Source organism: Bacteroidales bacterium (assembly GCA_035342335.1).
In the GTDB taxonomy this organism is placed as follows: Bacteria; Bacteroidota; Bacteroidia; order Bacteroidales; family JAGONC01; genus JAGONC01.
Genome location: DAOQWY010000012.1, coordinates 79,969 through 96,679, shown reverse-complemented (window position 1 = coordinate 96,679; position 16,711 = coordinate 79,969). Strand labels below are relative to the sequence as shown.

Here is a 16,711-nt window from a genome sequence, read left to right as displayed (position 1 = left end):
GGTGGCATCATTTTATTTCAGGAAGTGGTACCGGTTTGGTTCAGGGCGGAAATGCTCTCTGGTCGGATGAGTTCACAGGTCTTGTGGCAACCTCCTCCTTTCTCGGTCAAAACCATGGCCTTTCCTTTGGAATACAAATGGAATCGTGGTGGTGACCGTACCCGCCCTTGCGAAATGACCACCCTTCACCGGTTATAATTTAGTTCAAAATCAGGATAGAAGTTTAAGTTTGATTTCATCGAAATCCATGGCCTTATAAGCCACAAGATTATCCTATGGGCCGGTACTATAATGTGGCGGCAGCCTGGATTTTTCCTGGAAATCTCCCCACGAAGTCAGGCAAACCTATACCAGCGCAATTATAATAAAAGGAAACAGGATCGTATTCAATATTAAAGGCAATATATTCAGGCTTATAGTAAAAATTAATTTCGAGAAGTAATGGATCTTCATCCGATTCATTGGCACTCATAAAGCATATGCTAAGATCGATGCAACGACAATATAATTATCAAAGCGATGATTGTTAAACCGATAAAAAAAGAAACGGAATACCGAAATGCATTAAAAAGACTTGAAGTCATTTTCGACGCATCGCCAGGCTCCAGAGAAAGTGATGAAGCTGATGTGCTTGGATAACTGATCGATGACTATGAAAAGAGACATCATCCGATCGAAGTACCAGATCCCATTGAAGCGATTAAGATCAGAATGGAAGAGATGCATCTGAAGCAGGTTGATTTAGTCAACGAGATTGGAGGAAAGAGACGGGTTTCAGAGATTTTAAACCGTAAACGGAAATTAACCGTTGAGATGATCCGTAATTTGATTAAAAGACTAAATCTTTCACCTGCACTTTTAATTTCAGATTACAAATTGGCAAAGGAATAGGTCGTCCGGTTGCAACTTTTGAACCTTAGGGGCGCTCAGCAAAACAGCCCTCGGCATGCGCCGCGGGCTGTTTTGATATCCGATTGCACGATTGGGCGATATTTGATGATCGATATATTTTATTATAATAAATAAAGAGGTTTATTGATAGCAGCCAGGGCTGGTCAACCAGGCCGGTATCTTCTCATATCCTGATAAATTTATCATTATAAAATGTATTGAAATGAACATTTGTTCATTTTATTGTTTATATTTGCATTGAGAAAAAGAGAAAGCCATTGTATGGAAAGTAGAAGATACTGTGAAGATACGTTGAATTTAATCATTTCTGAAACATGAAAAAGCCAATGAGCATTTATGATGATTTAGACTGGCGGGATGCCCCTGAATATTCAAAGGGTACCCAGATGAAAATTTTACGTGATGAAGCTGGGGCAAAAACGATACTACTGAAATTGCCTCCAGGATTTTCTATGGCCCCTCATTCTCACGTAACCGCTGAGCAGCATATCCTGATTAGTGGGGCATATAGTAGTGACGGTGTGATGTATACGGCAGGTACCTATCGGAAGTTCAGTGCACATGAAGATCATGGGCCTTTTGAATCAAAGCAGGGAGCCTTGGTGCTGGTTATCTGGGATCCATTCAAGAATGACAATTAACGGTTATTAGTCAAATAATAAAGTGTAAAAATTAAAGGAGTTGTATCATGGCGTTAATGATTACTAGCGAATGTGCGGTTTGTGGCATGTGCGTGGATGAATGCCCAAATCAGGCGATCTCTATGGGCAGTGATATTTATGAAATCAATCCTGCTTTATGCACTGAGTGCGTCGGATTTTACGATGAACCCCAATGTGTTTCCGTCTGTCCGGTGGATGCAATTGTTCCGAATCCGGCCTACTCAGAGAGCCGTGAGGAGCTGCTTAAAAAAAAGAAGCATATCCATGGTGAGTGATTCACCGGGTAGTAGTATGTTCTTTTCTCATCCTTTGGAAAGAAAGGTTGCAAATAGATCGTACACTCTTTACGTTTATTTATGCGATCTTCAAAGTTGTAGTCATTCTTTTGGGATGCGAATTTTTGATTGGGCATAAAAGGAAGGTCCCCAAAATCATAAGGTATGAGGCTTTGGCTTCATTGGGGGATAATGCCATGAATAAAATTATCAAAAAAGAAGAATAAAATGGAAAGAAGAGTATTTGGCCCTGTACCTTCACGCAGATTGGGCAGAAGCCTCGGTGTAAACAATATCCCTCCCAAGATTTGCACCTATCAATGTATTTACTGCCAGGTGGGGAAAGCCATTAAGATGCAGGTAAACAGGCAGGAATTTTACAGACCGGAGGAACTGGTTGAAGAAGTCAGAATGGTGTTATCCAAACTGTCGGACAAGGATCAGTACCCGGATTATCTAACTATTGTCCCCGACGGAGAGCCCACGCTGGACATTCATCTGGGGGAACTGATCACGCAGCTAAAAACGTTTGGTATTCCTGTGGCGGTCATTACAAATTCCTCGTTACTTCATTTGCCCGATGTTCAGCAGGAGTTATTGCTGGCCGATTATGTTTCGGTTAAAGCCGATTCTTTTCATATTGAAACCTGGAGGAAAATCAATCTTCCCCACAGGAAATTAAATTTTCATGAAATTATGGAGGGGATTCGATCTTTCTCACAAATGTTTACGGGTAAACTGGTGAGTGAAACCATGCTGGTCAAAGGCATCAATGATTCTTCCGGTGAACTGGAAAACACAGCCCTTACGTTGAAAACATTCAAGCCCGCTATAGCCTACATTGCTATACCAACACGGCCGCCGGCCTATTCGGAAGTTGTTCCAGCCGATGAAATAACTGTAAATGAGGCCTATTTTATTTTTAAAATGCATCTTGATCATGTTGAATTATTAACGGGTTATGAAGGCAATGCTTTTTCATCAACAGGGAATTTCAGAGAGGACATATTAAGCATCACATCGGTACATCCCATGCGTGAGGATGCTGTTTTGGAATTATTACAAAAAACAAAAAATCATAAAAACGAATTGGAAACCCTCATTGAAGAACAATTGATCAAGAGGCTTATTTTCAACGAACATACCTACTATTTGAGGAAATTCAACAGGTGACTTTTAGCCTACCGTGTATTTTTTCATAGAGAACTGCCAGTAAATTGCTTTAATCAATGGGATCAACAACAACCATTTCCAATTCGCTTATTTGATAAAATGCTATGATCGATATCTTTATTTCAACGCTCAAACAAACAGTTATCATTATTTTTTTTGTACTGTTAATGATGATTGTTATTGAATACATTAACGTTCAAAGTAAAAGCACGTGGGCAAATAAATTACAGAAAACACCTTTCTTGCAAATTGTCATCGCTGCCCTTCTTGGCATAACGCCCGGTTGCCTGGGGGCATTTACGGTTGTATCGTTATACACTCATCGGCTGATGGGGCTGGCAGGGCTGGTAACGGTGATGATAGCTACATCGGGCGATGAAGCGTTTGTCATGTTTGCCCTGTTCCCGGGTAAAGCACTCATTCTGCATGGAGTTTTACTAATAATTGCCATAGCAACAGGTTGGATTATTCATTTGTTTACGAGAAAACATGTCCCCGTTTCCTCCTATGGATTTGTAGTTCATCCCCATGAAAGCTGCCATTGTTATAATAAAGATTCAATCGTCCCGCAATTAAAAAAGCTTTCATTCGAACGTTCCGTTTTATTGATCTTCACTGTTTTGTTTCTTGTTTTACTGGGTATAGGGGTTGTCGGTCCTGTGGAATGGGATTGGAAAAAGATCACGTTTATGCTGGGAGGAGTTTTTCTTTTGTTCCTTTTTGCTACAGTTCCGGACCATTTTCTGAAAGAGCATTTGTATGACCATATCCTGAAAAAGCATTTACTGAGACTTTTCCTCTGGACATGGGGAGCATTTATAGCCTTATATTTCATACAAACGAATCTGATGCTCAATGACCTCTTGCAGAACAGCACGTACCTGATATTGGTCATTGCCGTATTAATGGGGATCATCCCTGAATCAGGGCCACACCTGGTCTTTGTTACCCTGTTTTCACAAAACCTGCTTCCTTTCAGTATTTTACTGGCGAACAGTATCGTACAGGATGGTCATGGTATGTTGCCATTGCTTGCCGAATCCAGAAGGGATTTTATCCTGGTGAAAGGAATTAACATGTTGGTTGGCCTGTTGGTCGGACTTGTCTTTTTGCAATTTGGATTATAGGAGCTAAACAAACCTGTGATAAGACATTCATGAAATTGAAACATAACAGAGATTGCGAAAAATTGAAATTATCCGGTACGAATGCCCTCAAACCCTGATTTTAAACATGCATGCAGATTGTCTTAAATGCTTTCTCTCACAGGCAGGTAAATTGCTTCATGAATATGATGTTCCAGATACTATTGCTGGAAATATCAGGAACAGATTCATGCTATTTATTGATAATCATCAGGATATATCAGCGCCTGAGGCTGCCTGTTTAATGCATCGCTTAATTAAAAAAGCTACCTGCACGGAAGATCCTTATCAAAAGGCAAAAAGCGATTACAATGAATTATTACTGCAACTTGAAGACGAAATCAGGAGCATAATCAGAGCATCGGATGATCCTTTTCAGATGGCATTGCGGTATGCCCTGGCAGGTAACATTATCGATTTTGGTCCGCAAAAACCATTTGATGTTCTTAAAGCACTATCCGAAGCCGCGTTTAAAGAACCATACATCGACCATTCATTGGAATTGAAGCGTGAGCTCAAAAATGCCTCCATGGTGCTGTACCTGGGTGATAATGCCGGTGAGATTGTATTAGACAAACTTTTTATTGAAACGATCAACCACCCGAACCTTTATTTTGCCGTACGCGGGAGCAATATCCTGAACGATGTCACCATGGAAGATGCTGACCGGGTTGGCTTGAAAAAAATTGCCAGTGTTATTTCCAACGGATACGATGCACCGTCGACACTGGTGAACAAGTGTTCACTTGAATTCAGAAAGATTTATGAAGGTGCGGATATCATTATTTCCAAAGGTCAGGGCAACCTGGAAGGATTGATTGACACCTGTGACAAAAAAATATTTTTCCTGCTCATGGTCAAATGCAATGTGATTGCCGAAAGGGTAGAAGTAAAGGAGAAAAATGTGGTGGTTTTGTATAATCAGATACTTTTGTACCCCTCGGGGCCGGTGCACTAACCGGGGCATCGGCCAGGATGATGATGACAATGGGCTTTTACCCCAGTCTGTATCCATAGAATGTAGCATCTGCTCAAAGGTCGGGGGATTATAATACAACTGAAGAAACCGGTACAAGAATCAGGCGGCCAACTCCTGATTACTACCTGCCGTAGATCAGGGTAAAAAGGGCCACATGCTCATCCGCATAGGCGGGGGAGTCACACAGGCATGCAAATTCCCGGCCCAGGCCGTCGTGGAAGAGCTGGTGCCATTGGGACCGGAGCATGTGGTAATCGGTCCGTTTACCCCGGGGTTCGATGAAAAAATAGATCACTTCCGACATCAGGAACTTGTCGATGCTTGAAATGGCCAGGTCGATGGGAGCATCGTTGGCGAAAACGCAATCGATCAGAATCCCGTAGGTTTGATAGACTGAGAGGGCCATTTCGGGTGAGTTCATTTCCGGAGTATCGTTATTGGCATCCACCTCATAGAGGATGAAGTGATCAATATGCTCCCGCAGTTTTTTCATGTGGACCAGCTTGGTCTCATAGGGCATATGGTGATAGGCCAGCGAGGAAAGGGCCATGTGGTAGTGGCCTTCAAGGTCGTCTGAAAGGGCCTCGAACCTGGAATGTGAGATCCGGATGCGTGCACCGGGGAAAGCGGCAGCCACGTTTTCTTTAGCCAGCTTTAGCATGCCTTCCGAGGGATCGATCAGGAAAATTTCTTCCACGGCATCGATCAGGCCTTCTGAGCGCAGCCGCAGCAGCAGGTCGACCACCGCCTTTCCGGGACCGCAACCGATATCCATGATCTTTAACGGCTGGGTGATGCGGGGCAGGCCCCGGCTGCAATCGGTCATGAACCTGGCCCGTGAATCCGTAAGCAGCGGTGTACTGCTGAAGTGCACATAAGGCGCAGGATCGGCAAAGATCACTTCCGGTATGATAAGCGCCCCTTGGTTTCGCTGGAGGTAACTCGCAAGGAAAGCATTGGAGAAAAGTCCCCCGGGCTCAATGGCTATACCTGAATGGATCCACGAGGCCCCTGGCTGGTTGTACCCCTGTGACAGGAGCAGGGTGCCGATATAATAATGAAACGCGGGTATCAGGCCCGGCCGGATGGAGCCGAGATCCCCATTTGGACCGGAACGGGTTTTCAGGATCTTGTCAGCCAGGTCTTTCCATGTCCTGCTTTCTTCTGTGGAAAGAAATAACATTTTTTTGGTAAAGGTAAAAAAGTGCTACGAAATGTAAAGTGAATATTGCGTGCCCACTCCGGTCAGCCCCTGTGGGATGTTCATAAACCATCCACTCAATAGCCATTGCCCCAGCGGCAGCATCGATGAGTTTATGGAGGATATGAATGCATGTTACAACTCTTACAATTTCATCAACGTTGCGGATCAGATATCATCCCTTAAAGTTTTTCAGCTTCACAAACAATGGTATGGAAGCCACTTGAATGACCATTGAAAAAGCGATCAGCCAGCCAATGGAAATGCCGTACAGCCACCCCATGAAAAAACTGCCCAGGAACCAGAACAATCCAATCGTGGCATTGAAAATCCCAAAACCGGTCGCCTTCCTTTCAGCAGGTAAAACACTGGCCAAAACAGCCTTGACAATCGATTCCTGCGCGCCCATGCCAATACCCCAGCAAACCATTCCGGCCAGCGCCGTATAAAAATTACCGAGGAAAACGAGCGGGGCGAAAAGCAAGGCCAATAGTGTGCTGAAGATCAATATTTTAATTCCATATCGGTCAAAATACCGCCCCAGAATCATCGCAGCCAGCGCATCAACACTCATCGCAACGGCATACATTACAGGGATCCACTCTGTGGTGACCTGTCCGGTTCTGTTAAAGTGAAAAGCGATGAGTGGATAATCGGCAAATCCGGCTGCGATCAATGAAACGGCTGCCAGGTAGAGGAGGTAGAATTTCCTGGAAACGATGGGCCTGTCAGTCTTTCCTTTTCCCTCAAGCTGTTCTGTTTTCGGATAGTTGATCCGTGCAACGACCAGCACCGTTAAAGCAAGTAACGCAGGAATGATCAATACACCGAATGACTTTGCATAGCTTCCGGAAAAGAATAACACGAAACTGACAATCAGTGGCCCCGTGACAGCTCCGATCTGGTCGAGGGCTTCATGGATCCCAAATCCCTTACCATGGCCAAGGGAAGCTGTGGCATGCGCAAGCATCACATCCCGCGATGGATTACGGATGGCCTTGCCCGTTCGCTCCAGGATCAACAGCACGGCTGCCATCTGCCAGCTCCCGGCCAGTGCCAGGGCCGGAACAGCCAAAAGGTTGATGACATATCCAATGAAGGTGATGGTCCAGTACCTTTTGGTTTTATCGCTGATGATCCCCGAAACCAACCGCAAACCGTACCCCAGAAATTCTCCGAATCCTGCAACAAAGCCGACCACAGTGGCGCTTGCTCCCAGCATGGCAAGAAAAGGGCCGCTGATGCTCCGGGCTCCCTCATAGGTCATATCAGCAAACAAGCTTACGATGCCTATCAGAATCACAAAGGCCCAGGGTGTCTTCTTAAAAATTTTCATTTTTTAAGAACGGAGAATACTGTATGGTCCGGACCCTCCTGAAGGATCTCAGGCGTTTTTGAATGCCTTCTTGCCGGCAAAGCGCGATGCGTTGCCCAGTTCGTTTTCAATGCGCATGAGCTGGTTGAACTTCTCGATGCGCTCCCCGCGGCAACCACTTCCGGTCTTCAGGTGACCCGCATTCACCGCCACCGTCAAATCGGCAATGAAGCTGTCAACCGTTTCTCCGCTGCGGTGAGATACAAAGCAATTGTACGCGTTCCTGTAGGCCAGCTCAATGGTTTCCAGCGTTTCTGTCACCGTCCCGATCTGGTTCAGCTTGATCAGTACGGAATTGGCAACATTTTTCCGGATGCCTTCTTCCACGATGGACTTGTTTGTGCAGAAAATATCATCGCCCACAATTTCAATTTTCTTACCCAGCGCCTGCGTCAGGTTCTGCCATCCCGTCCAGTCATTTTCGGCCAGGCCGTCTTCCAGCAGAACGATCGGGTACTGCCTTACCCAGTTTTCCCATAGTTTGATCATTTCATCGCTGGTCATGAACTTGCCGGTGCTTTTGAACAATTTGTACCTGCCGTCTTCCCAGAGTTCGCTGGCAGCCGGATCCAGGCAGATGCTGACATCCTCTCCCGGCCTGTATCCGGTTTTGGTGATGGCTTCGAGGATGATCTCCACCGCTTCGTCGTTGGATTTCAGGTCGGGTGCAAACCCTCCCTCATCGCCCACACCCGTGCTGTATCCTTTGGTCTTAAGAACTGATTTGAGGACGTGAAATACTTCGATACCCATCCGGATGGCTTCCTTAAAGGAAGAAGCTCCGTGGGGCGCAATCATGAATTCCTGAAAATCCACATTGTTGTCGGCATGTTTCCCGCCGTTGATGATGTTCATGCAGGGTACAGGCAGAAGATGGGCATTACTGCCGCCCAGGTACTGGTACAGGGGTATTCCAGCGCTCATGGCTTCGGCCCGGGCATAGGCCATGGAAATGGCCAGGATGGCATTGGCACCCAGTTTCGTTTTATTGGGCGTGCCATCCAGTCCGACCATGAAATAGTCGAGTTCACGCTGACTCTCAAAGTATTTGTCTTCAATTTCTCCGGCGATGATCGCATTTACATTCTCCACCGCTTTCAGGACACCTTTGCCGCCATAGCGCTTCCTGTCACCGTCGCGTAGCTCGCAGGCCTCGCGCTCACCGGTGGATGCACCGCTTGGAACCATGGCCCGGGATGATGCGCCATCCTCCAGGACAAGATTGACTTCTACTGTGGGGTTGCCTCTGGAATCGAGGATTTCGATTGCTTCAACGTTTAAAATTTTCATAGTACTTGAAATTTAGATTTACTAAGTTGGTGATCATTGTGAACAGACAGATTTCATTGGTTGTTTTGACGAATCAGTAGTGAACTTCAGGAGCTGGTTCAAATCATTGGTTATACGCGTAATGCTGATGCAAATTCTAATACTGAATAAAAAGTAACGTGTAGGAGTTATCAGCTTTTTCAGGGCGGGTCAGGGCTAACTCCATAGCCAGTGACAAAGGTAAAAAATTATCGGATGAAGATGCTTCTTGTTGCACTTGATGAAAGAAATGAAATAGGATTTAATAATATTTTATCTTTGATTGATTTCACCCCAAATTAATCCTTTTAAGTGATGAAAAGAATTCTACACCTGACCGTTCTGATTTGCATCCTTTGTTTCATATGCACAGCAGTTAAAGCCCAGCAACCTGAATTATCCTACTGGACTAAAAATATTTCCGAAGGACAGGGGGCTTCCATACCTGGTTTTCAGGATTTTGCGCATGAACTGGTTGTGTCCGGCAATACGGTTCACACCATCTGGATTGCCGACAGTGCCTATTTTTACAAATTATTTTACCGGCGCTCTGCTGACAACGGGAACACCTGGGAGGAAAAAGTACTGCTGGCCGGCGGTGTATACCCTTACTTCCCAACTGCCTTCACATCAAAAAGACTGACCGTTGAGGGTAACAATGTGCACATTGCCTACACACTACATCGGGAAGATGTGAATATGTCAGATGTTTATTACATACGCTCATTAAATGGCGGAGCCTCTTTTGAGGAACCCCGTGTGATTTTTAATGCCAACCGACTGACTGACCGGCTCTTCATCACCTCCTCCGGTACGGGGCTTACCATTGGAATTCAGGACTGGTCGGAGCAACAGGCAGATTTTTATTTTTTGAACTCAACAGATGGTGGCAGCAATTTTTCAATTTCAGAGTATGGATACACTCAGGAAGCTACCTGGGGCATGGAAGACCTTGTCCGGGACGGGGATGACGCCTATGCACTCATTCTGAATACTTCGTGGTACAACGGACTGGTTTACGGCAACCTGTATTTTCTGGCATTCTACGATGAGGGAGCTTCCGTCAAAAGCACACGGATATCCGTTCCGTCAGCGGAAAATCATCTTACTTACCCGTTGCAGTACGTTGATGATTATGGTCCCAAAACAGCCATTGCCGGAAGTCATGTTTACGTGATCTGGCCGGCTGTTGATGCAGACCTGGAGTTTAATCTGCTTCTCAGGCATTCTGCTGATGGCGGGAATTCCTGGGATGATGTGGTAAACCTGACGAAAGATTACTTTACGGGCACAGAAATACCTCTCAGCGGAATGCAAACCGTTCATGCCGCTGAAAACTTCGTTTATGTGCTGTTTCAAACCAATGCAAACCGTATTTATACAATGTCTTCATCTGACCATGGACAATCGTTCTCCGACATACAAGAATTGACTGCTCCCCAGATGCCCTACATTGCTTCGGGAGCATGGGCACAGGGAACGGCTGACCGCTCGGATGCAAGCGGTCAGACATTTCATGTTGTCTGGGCACCGGGTGGTTACGTGAAAACAACCGATGGAGGAAATACGTATACAAAGCCTGTTTCTATTGCGACACGTTTTTCCTGGTACAACGATCTGGTCTACCGCGTGCGGCTTTTTTCAGGTAATGGCGGAGCATTGCATTTTGCCGTGCAGGGCCGTTATGTTTACGCCTATGATGACATCTTTTATCAGCGCATTGATCCCATTCCAGGGCATCAGGGTGCAGCAGCCCTGAAGCTCAATTATGTTTACGGAGGCGACCGCTTGGATAACATGGCTGTGGCTTCATCAGCCAGTTTGCATTTCACTGATGAACTGACAGTTGAAGCCTGGATAAACCCGGAGGCCGGATCACCGAAATCGGCACACATTCTTTCAAAACAGGATAATACGACGTATGTTTATTCCCCAAGCGCCTATCAGCTGGCCACCCATGGCGAAAGGCTGGTCTCTGCCGGAATAACAACAACTTCGGGCATTTCAAATATGTACAGCCAGCGTTCCGTACCTGAAGGTAGCTGGACTCATATTGCCATGACCTATGATAAGGACGCAGGCAATGATAATTTCAGGATCTACGTCAATGGTACGCTGGATCAAACCGCTTCGGTCACCGGCGAAATGGTGGTGGGCGATGGGGTGCTTTTCATCGGCACACCCAATAGAGATACGTATGGTTTTAATGGTATGGTGGATGAGGTTCGTTTATGGAATCGTGCGCGAACAGAACTTGAAATCCAGCAGGAAATGTATCGCTCCCTTCAGGGCAATGAACCTGGCCTGGCAGCGTATTATGATTTCAGCCATACAACCCTGGATGGAAGCGGTAATGGCAATGATGGGTACCTGATGTACAGGGAAGAGTTTGTGACAGCTCCGATCACTGCTCCTGATACAGATAGCGATGGTATCCCCGACCCTGAAGAATGGGGATTTGATGAAGGTGATCCTGGTTTTGACGGCAATGCTGATGGCATCGTCGACTGGATGCAATCCAATGCAGCTTCACTGAAGACGTTCTCACAAACAAACTACGTGACCCTTGCCACCGTCAGTGATACCAGAGAATTGATTCCTCTCGTTGATGTGGAGCCTGTTGCGGTACCCGCAGGACAGCCTGCCGGTTATGCTTTTCCGTACGATATGGTTCAATTTTCACTCCATTTTCCGGCAGGCCTTTCCTCAGCAGACGTAAATTTCTTTGTTCAGGGCTCAGCTGATTACGATACATACGTCAATTATGGCAGGCCATCAACAGAGGCAACAGAAGACGTATTCTATGATTTTAAACTCCAGAACAACACAGGGGCCACGTTGAACCAGGGATCTGTCAACCTCCGGTTTATCGACGGGCAGCGGGGCGATCACGACCTGGCGGCCAATGGATCGATGATCACCATGGGTGGCCCCGCGCTGGCACCCCAGGGTGTTCAAACTGTTTCCAGTACGGGCAACCTGAAGGTTTTTCCTAATCCGGTGCATCAAATTCTTGAGATGACCCTGGTAACCCCGGTAAGCAAAAACACGATCATTGAATTGTATAATATTGAGGGACAGAAAGTTAAAGTTCTATACAATGATAAATCCATGGCCGGAGAAAATCATTTCCGCTTCCCGATCGATCGGATCACTCCCGGCATCTATACCATCAGGGTGCTGACGGATGGAGCGATTGCATCAGCTAAGGTGGTCGTCATAAAATAGGAGCGTGTTGATTGAAAAGCTTCACAATTGATTTGATTGCTCTCACGTGGGAGGATGCAGCCTTTGCTGGAACCACTTCCGCACCGATTGCATCGTTTTTTGCTGGTTTGCCGGAGCCCGGCGATGACAAGTCGCCCTTTCAGCACTGTTCTCAGGTGCACCCCAGCGGATTTCAATGCCATCGTTAGGATTATAAGCCATCTCAAAGGCCTCCTTTCGTTCAAGGATCTCCGATACCTTCAGTTCCTGGGGCGAACCATCTGAACGAATGTAGGTTATGGTGAGCCGGGAAACCTCCTTGTCGAGGAGAGACTGAAGTTTTTCTGCCATATTTTCAGGATCACTTAATTTTGAGATTTTGAAGTCTTCGGGTGAACGGGACACCCTTTCCGGAAAATCCAGCACGGCATCCATGGCAATCAGAAGCCTCAGATCGCGGTTGGGTGTTGAGTAATCTTCCCACAGCCCACCGGCCTGGAAAATACCGTTGGCACCGGATGGCATGGGAATGACCGTTCCAGGATGTTCCTGAAGATAAGCTTCACCATTGGCCACCGATTTGACACGCACCAGGAGCTGTTCGTGGAGTGCCTGGATCAGGTCCGCCAGGGCATCTTCAGGATCAAGCCCCTTGGGATTGATCAACCGTTCCATGGCGAGATAGAAATCCTCGCTTGCCATGTTTTTCTGCTGCAGCGAAAAAGGTGCGAAACCGGCCACTGCCGCCAGCGAGTCGTTTTTCATCAGCCGCAGCCTACCATCCTCAAACACGACAGGGCGAAAAGCCTTGAATCCGGGTTCCCCGATCACTTCGGAAGTGCTGAACAGAAAATTCCCTTTCCAGAACCGCTTGATCGCAATGGTGTTATCGGGCTGTGCATCTGCTGCAAGTAGCAGTCCCGGGTGGTCTCTGGTCTGCGGCACCCAGCTGACCAGGATCAGTGTATGACCGTAAGGATCGGCAAAGACGGTACCCGGGCGCAGGGCTTCCCGTGCAAGCGGTACAGGGTAATAATCGGATTGCTCGTTATCGAGTGCCGTACGGGCCGTACCCGAATGAACTCCATCCATGACCGATCGTAAGAAGGAGTTGAATGACGCCACCGGATCGTTCTTTGAAGAGGGAGTTGCATTGGTGATCCATTGACCGGTTCCGGGACTTTTGCCCAGCCAGCCCCTGTCACACACGTGGTAACCAAAAGGAAGTCCCAGTTTCCAGGCAAAATAGGCTCTCAGAAAAAATGGATGATCGGCACAGTCGGGCTCCATGACCACACTGCTTTTACTGCCGGGATCATCTTCTCCTCTGGAGAGGTAATTGTAAAGGAAATTACGGTCCTTATCCCTGGTCACCTCATGCAGAGCCGGCCAGGAGGTCTTTTCATCGCATCCCTGGAACAACGCATTGATCCAGGCCGAATAGAGGGTCTCCATTCCGGCATCCCACCCCCTCATGGTCTTCCATACCGTACCTTTCTGGGGGGCCGGCTGCGGCTGGGCAATCTCAAATTCCAGGCTGCTCACCTCCTCTTTATCCACGATCAGGATGGCCTTATAGTTCCCGGCAGGGCTTCCGGCAAAATCGTCGATGCGCCAGTAAGGAAGTTCCTCGCCGGTTTTGCTGTGCAGGGATTCTGAAGCCCCCGCCGGACCGCTGACCGTGATCTTCGCTTTCGGGATATTCCTTCCCCCGGTGGCCAGGATCCGAAATCCTTCCCCGGGGACGGGATTTCGGGGCAGGATCAGCATGGCATTCACTGGATCGTACGGGTCGGCCGCCTCAACTACGGTTTCCGGTTCCGGTCTTTCGGGAGATGTCGCTTCGGGGTTACCCGCACGGTGGTTGACACAGGAACCGAATCCGATGAGCAGGAATGGAACAGCCATTCCGAGCATTCGTATATGAAAAATTCGTGCGCTCATAACGTGACGGTATACCACGGATGATCTTTCACCCTGGTGATTCCCTCTGTATTCTGCGAACTCAGGATCCTGCGGGCAGCTATGTTTATCCGGCTGGGATCGTGTTTAGGATCGCCGGGTAGGATGCTGCTGATCTGCACCCTGCCTGAGGAATGGATGAAATCGCCTTTTCCCAGGTAAATGCCCACGTGGCTGATCCGTTGTGCTGAAGATCCAAAAAAGAGCAGATCACCCGGTTGCAGGTTGTTCAGGTCGCTGAAATCAACCGGTTCGCCATACAGGGCTTGCTGCGATGAATCACGAGCCAAAATGATCCCACTGGAAAAATAAACCAGCTTCACAAAACCCGAACAATCGGTCCCCTTACTGGAGGTTCCTCCCCACAGGTAGGGCGAACCCATCATTTGCCGGGCTACCGACAGGAGCGATCTGACATCCGGCTCCGGGCAGGTCCAGTCATCAAACGGGATACAGTCGGCTTTCCGCACGTATCCGGTGCGTCCGTCGGGAATCTTCATCTTAAGATATCCCCTGAAGGACGATTCAACTTCAAACAGATCGCCAAGAACAAGATCGGTGACTGCGTCATCTTTGCTGCCTGGAGTATCGTGAGCAAAGCCTGAGATCCTGGTGTAAAAAAAACGGTCCGATTTTTTCCAGGATCCCATCTCCTGTTCCGTGAGCAGCTGCAACCCTTTGGCGTCCATCCAGCCAAAATAGTGCTCGGGTGTTTCGACCCGGTAGAATTTATCCTTGTACGCTGTCACTTGAAGAGGCGTTCCCATCATGACCTGCGACACCAGTTCCGAAGTATCATCCGGTAAGGCACGCATGTTCGAAACCGACAATGTGGCCAGTGCCCAGGAGTTGTTCTGGTTTATTTGCGACTGCCCGCTTTTTGAGATATTCCTCTCCACTTTTTGAGTATTAACTTCCCTAACTGTTTAATTATCAGGATCAGTACTTGAAGCAATTCGTCACTTTTTTCTAAATCATTGACATAAGCATATTTAATCCCTCACTTAATCCCTCATTGAGCCCTTTGTTATATCGATTTTGAGCCCTTAACGAGTCCTTTAATCAATTTCTATATATCTGAAAAACAATATTTAATAATGAATAACCTTGTCTACTGCTTCTTTTTTGAGCCCTTTGTAAGCCCTTTCAGAACATATTCTGTTCCAACACCGGTCGTGCCAATTTTTTCAAAGAAAAGCCCTTCAAGTTCTCTCAGATATCGGGAAGCTGTGGCTTTACTTACTCCACATAGTAATTGGACATCAGAATTAGTAATAGATTCATGCTCCTGGATATGCAGTACAATTCTTCTCAATTCCTCTTTCAATCCCATTTGATTGAGCCCTTTGTCAGTATATTTAATAAGCTCAATGTGAAAATCAGGCGGTTCGTAAGAAAATATAGGGGGAGCTAATTTGTGAATCTTACAAACATTGATAATTTTTATGGTACCACGACCCCAGCACTCAATGTAACCCGCCCTGAAAAATGTATTGGCAATATTAGGATTGAATGGTTTGGATGGATGTTTTTGGATTAATTTTTCAACTGTCCAATTCTCGGGCAGTTGACCATCATTCCAAAAAATGATCCTATCCGTGTAAACACTTATCTGTATGGGGTTCCCACTACTGTAATCTTTATGAGCCAGTGCATTTAACAATGCCTCTCTTACCGCTTCTTCAGGGAATGTAAATGTTTCCTCACGAGCACCCGCATGATAAGAAATTATCGCCCTATCGTATTTTGTTTTAAGTAATCCCAAAGCGATTTCTGCTTGCTCTATAAGGTTTCCTTTTACTTCGTCCTGGAATTTCAAATCATCATCCGACTCAAAAAAACCTATTTTGATATAAGCTCCATTTATGTATTTATCGGGCTTTGGATGGAACAATAACACTGCTGCGCGTTTGAGCATTTGTTCTTCTTCCAGAAATAAATTTAAGCTTTCGAGCAGTTCCTGATTGGTGCCTTCCAAATCATCAGGGTCCAGTCTTTTACTTTTTGTCGCCCTTTTTCGGAAAAAGTCGAATGTATCTTTCTTTAAATCGGTAATACTAACATTCGGAACCGGCACTTCATCCCATTTTTTGCCTTGCTGCTGCAATAAAAATTTTGTCAGGGCCGAACCCTTAAGTTCTTGTAATGTACTGCCTGACCTATAATAATACTTTCCCCGTAGACTGATTGGAAAAGGGTACGGTTCTACTATGATTTCCAGATAATCCATACTCCTTTCTGTGTGTAGGTTCACATCCACCATCAAACCCAATAAATCCCTAACCTGATTAGGGATGTCTTGCAATAGTTTTCGGGCATTGGGCAAATGCCCAATCTGTCCAGCATCATCCTTGCCTATAAATAGAATGCCTCCCTGGGCATTAGCAAAACCACAAATCCATTTTAAGTGTTCGTCACGCCAGGATGCTTTCCACTCAATATTTTGTGATTCCCTGTTCATTTTCATTAGTTTCCTCCTTCCCGTTTTCCAACTCCTTTTCCATTCGGTACC

General features: G+C 46.5%; 12 protein-coding genes and 1 riboswitch. Of the genes, 6 read left to right on the top strand and 6 right to left on the bottom strand.

The window, feature by feature from the left end; genetic code table 11:
* Window positions 1–1,226 precede the first annotated feature (1,226 nt).
* The 5 genes from PKI34_07830 (at window position 1,227) to PKI34_07810 (ending at window position 5,125) form a co-directional block, all read left to right on the top strand.
* Window positions 1,227–1,553: a cupin domain-containing protein gene (locus tag PKI34_07830; protein ID HNS17713.1), complete on the top strand. Its 327-nt coding sequence runs from the start codon at window positions 1,227–1,229 to the stop codon at window positions 1,551–1,553.
* 47 nt (window positions 1,554–1,600) lie between these two features.
* Window positions 1,601–1,849: a YfhL family 4Fe-4S dicluster ferredoxin gene (locus PKI34_07825; GenBank protein HNS17712.1), complete on the top strand. Its 249-nt coding sequence runs from the start codon at window positions 1,601–1,603 to the stop codon at window positions 1,847–1,849.
* Window positions 1,850–2,077: 228 nt separating this feature from the next.
* Window positions 2,078–3,022, top strand: coding sequence for a radical SAM protein (locus tag PKI34_07820; protein ID HNS17711.1), 945 nt, complete (start codon window positions 2,078–2,080; stop codon window positions 3,020–3,022).
* A 104-nt stretch (window positions 3,023–3,126) separates the two neighbouring features.
* Complete coding sequence (locus PKI34_07815) at window positions 3,127–4,149, top strand: putative manganese transporter (protein ID HNS17710.1); 1,023 nt, start codon at window positions 3,127–3,129, stop codon at window positions 4,147–4,149.
* A gap of 106 nt (window positions 4,150–4,255) precedes the next feature.
* On the top strand, window positions 4,256–5,125 hold the full coding sequence (locus PKI34_07810) for an ARMT1-like domain-containing protein (protein ID HNS17709.1): 870 nt from the start codon (window positions 4,256–4,258) through the stop codon (window positions 5,123–5,125).
* 142 nt (window positions 5,126–5,267) lie between these two features.
* Here PKI34_07810 and PKI34_07805 read toward each other — a convergent pair whose 3' ends face one another.
* The 3 genes from PKI34_07805 to eno all read right to left on the bottom strand — a co-directional run bounded on the left by PKI34_07805 (window position 5,268) and on the right by eno (window position 9,012).
* Window positions 5,268–6,329 carry a class I SAM-dependent methyltransferase gene (locus PKI34_07805; GenBank protein HNS17708.1) on the bottom strand — a complete coding sequence of 354 codons (1,062 nt, stop codon included), beginning with the start codon at window positions 6,327–6,329 and terminating at the stop codon, window positions 5,268–5,270.
* Between the two features lie 193 nt (window positions 6,330–6,522).
* Complete coding sequence (locus PKI34_07800) at window positions 6,523–7,683, bottom strand: MFS transporter (protein ID HNS17707.1); 1,161 nt, start codon at window positions 7,681–7,683, stop codon at window positions 6,523–6,525.
* Between the two features lie 48 nt (window positions 7,684–7,731).
* The gene (eno, locus tag PKI34_07795; protein HNS17706.1) at window positions 7,732–9,012 is read right to left on the bottom strand and encodes a phosphopyruvate hydratase; all 1,281 of its coding nucleotides are present in this window, start codon (window positions 9,010–9,012) and stop codon (window positions 7,732–7,734) included.
* Between the two features lie 154 nt (window positions 9,013–9,166).
* Window positions 9,167–9,230, bottom strand: a riboswitch (Fluoride riboswitch).
* 115 nt (window positions 9,231–9,345) lie between these two features.
* Here eno and PKI34_07790 point away from each other — a divergent pair.
* Complete coding sequence (locus tag PKI34_07790; protein HNS17705.1) at window positions 9,346–12,258, top strand: T9SS type A sorting domain-containing protein; 2,913 nt, start codon at window positions 9,346–9,348, stop codon at window positions 12,256–12,258.
* Window positions 12,259–12,300: 42 nt separating this feature from the next.
* Here the strand turns inward: PKI34_07790 and PKI34_07785 are convergent, their stop codons facing one another.
* From PKI34_07785 to PKI34_07775, 3 genes are all read right to left on the bottom strand, one after another.
* Complete coding sequence (locus tag PKI34_07785) at window positions 12,301–14,181, bottom strand: hypothetical protein (GenBank protein HNS17704.1); 1,881 nt, start codon at window positions 14,179–14,181, stop codon at window positions 12,301–12,303.
* Window positions 14,178–15,098 (bottom strand): SH3 domain-containing C40 family peptidase, encoded by a 921-nt coding sequence (locus PKI34_07780; GenBank protein ID HNS17703.1) that lies wholly within the window; start codon window positions 15,096–15,098, stop codon window positions 14,178–14,180. Before PKI34_07780 ends, PKI34_07785 begins: the two co-directional genes overlap by 4 nt.
* A 212-nt stretch (window positions 15,099–15,310) precedes the next feature.
* Window positions 15,311–16,660: an ATP-binding protein gene (locus tag PKI34_07775; GenBank protein ID HNS17702.1), complete on the bottom strand. Its 1,350-nt coding sequence runs from the start codon at window positions 16,658–16,660 to the stop codon at window positions 15,311–15,313.
* Window positions 16,661–16,711 lie beyond the last annotated feature (51 nt).

What these genes read in the sequence shown, in the direction of transcription:
- PKI34_07810 (HNS17709.1), top strand. Translation starts at nt 4,256, where the DNA reads ATGCATGCAGATTGTCTTAAATGCTTTCTCTCACAGGCAGGTAAATTG.
- PKI34_07775 (HNS17702.1), bottom strand. Translation starts at nt 16,660, where the DNA reads ATGAACAGGGAATCACAAAATATTGAGTGGAAAGCATCCTGGCGTGAC.
- PKI34_07815 (HNS17710.1), top strand. Translation starts at nt 3,127, where the DNA reads ATGATCGATATCTTTATTTCAACGCTCAAACAAACAGTTATCATTATT.
- PKI34_07830 (HNS17713.1), top strand. Translation starts at nt 1,227, where the DNA reads ATGAAAAAGCCAATGAGCATTTATGATGATTTAGACTGGCGGGATGCC.
- eno (HNS17706.1), bottom strand. Translation starts at nt 9,012, where the DNA reads ATGAAAATTTTAAACGTTGAAGCAATCGAAATCCTCGATTCCAGAGGC.
- PKI34_07805 (HNS17708.1), bottom strand. Translation starts at nt 6,329, where the DNA reads ATGTTATTTCTTTCCACAGAAGAAAGCAGGACATGGAAAGACCTGGCT.
- PKI34_07785 (HNS17704.1), bottom strand. Translation starts at nt 14,181, where the DNA reads ATGAGCGCACGAATTTTTCATATACGAATGCTCGGAATGGCTGTTCCA.
- PKI34_07820 (HNS17711.1), top strand. Translation starts at nt 2,078, where the DNA reads ATGGAAAGAAGAGTATTTGGCCCTGTACCTTCACGCAGATTGGGCAGA.
- PKI34_07825 (HNS17712.1), top strand. Translation starts at nt 1,601, where the DNA reads ATGGCGTTAATGATTACTAGCGAATGTGCGGTTTGTGGCATGTGCGTG.
- PKI34_07800 (HNS17707.1), bottom strand. Translation starts at nt 7,683, where the DNA reads ATGAAAATTTTTAAGAAGACACCCTGGGCCTTTGTGATTCTGATAGGC.
- PKI34_07790 (HNS17705.1), top strand. Translation starts at nt 9,346, where the DNA reads ATGAAAAGAATTCTACACCTGACCGTTCTGATTTGCATCCTTTGTTTC.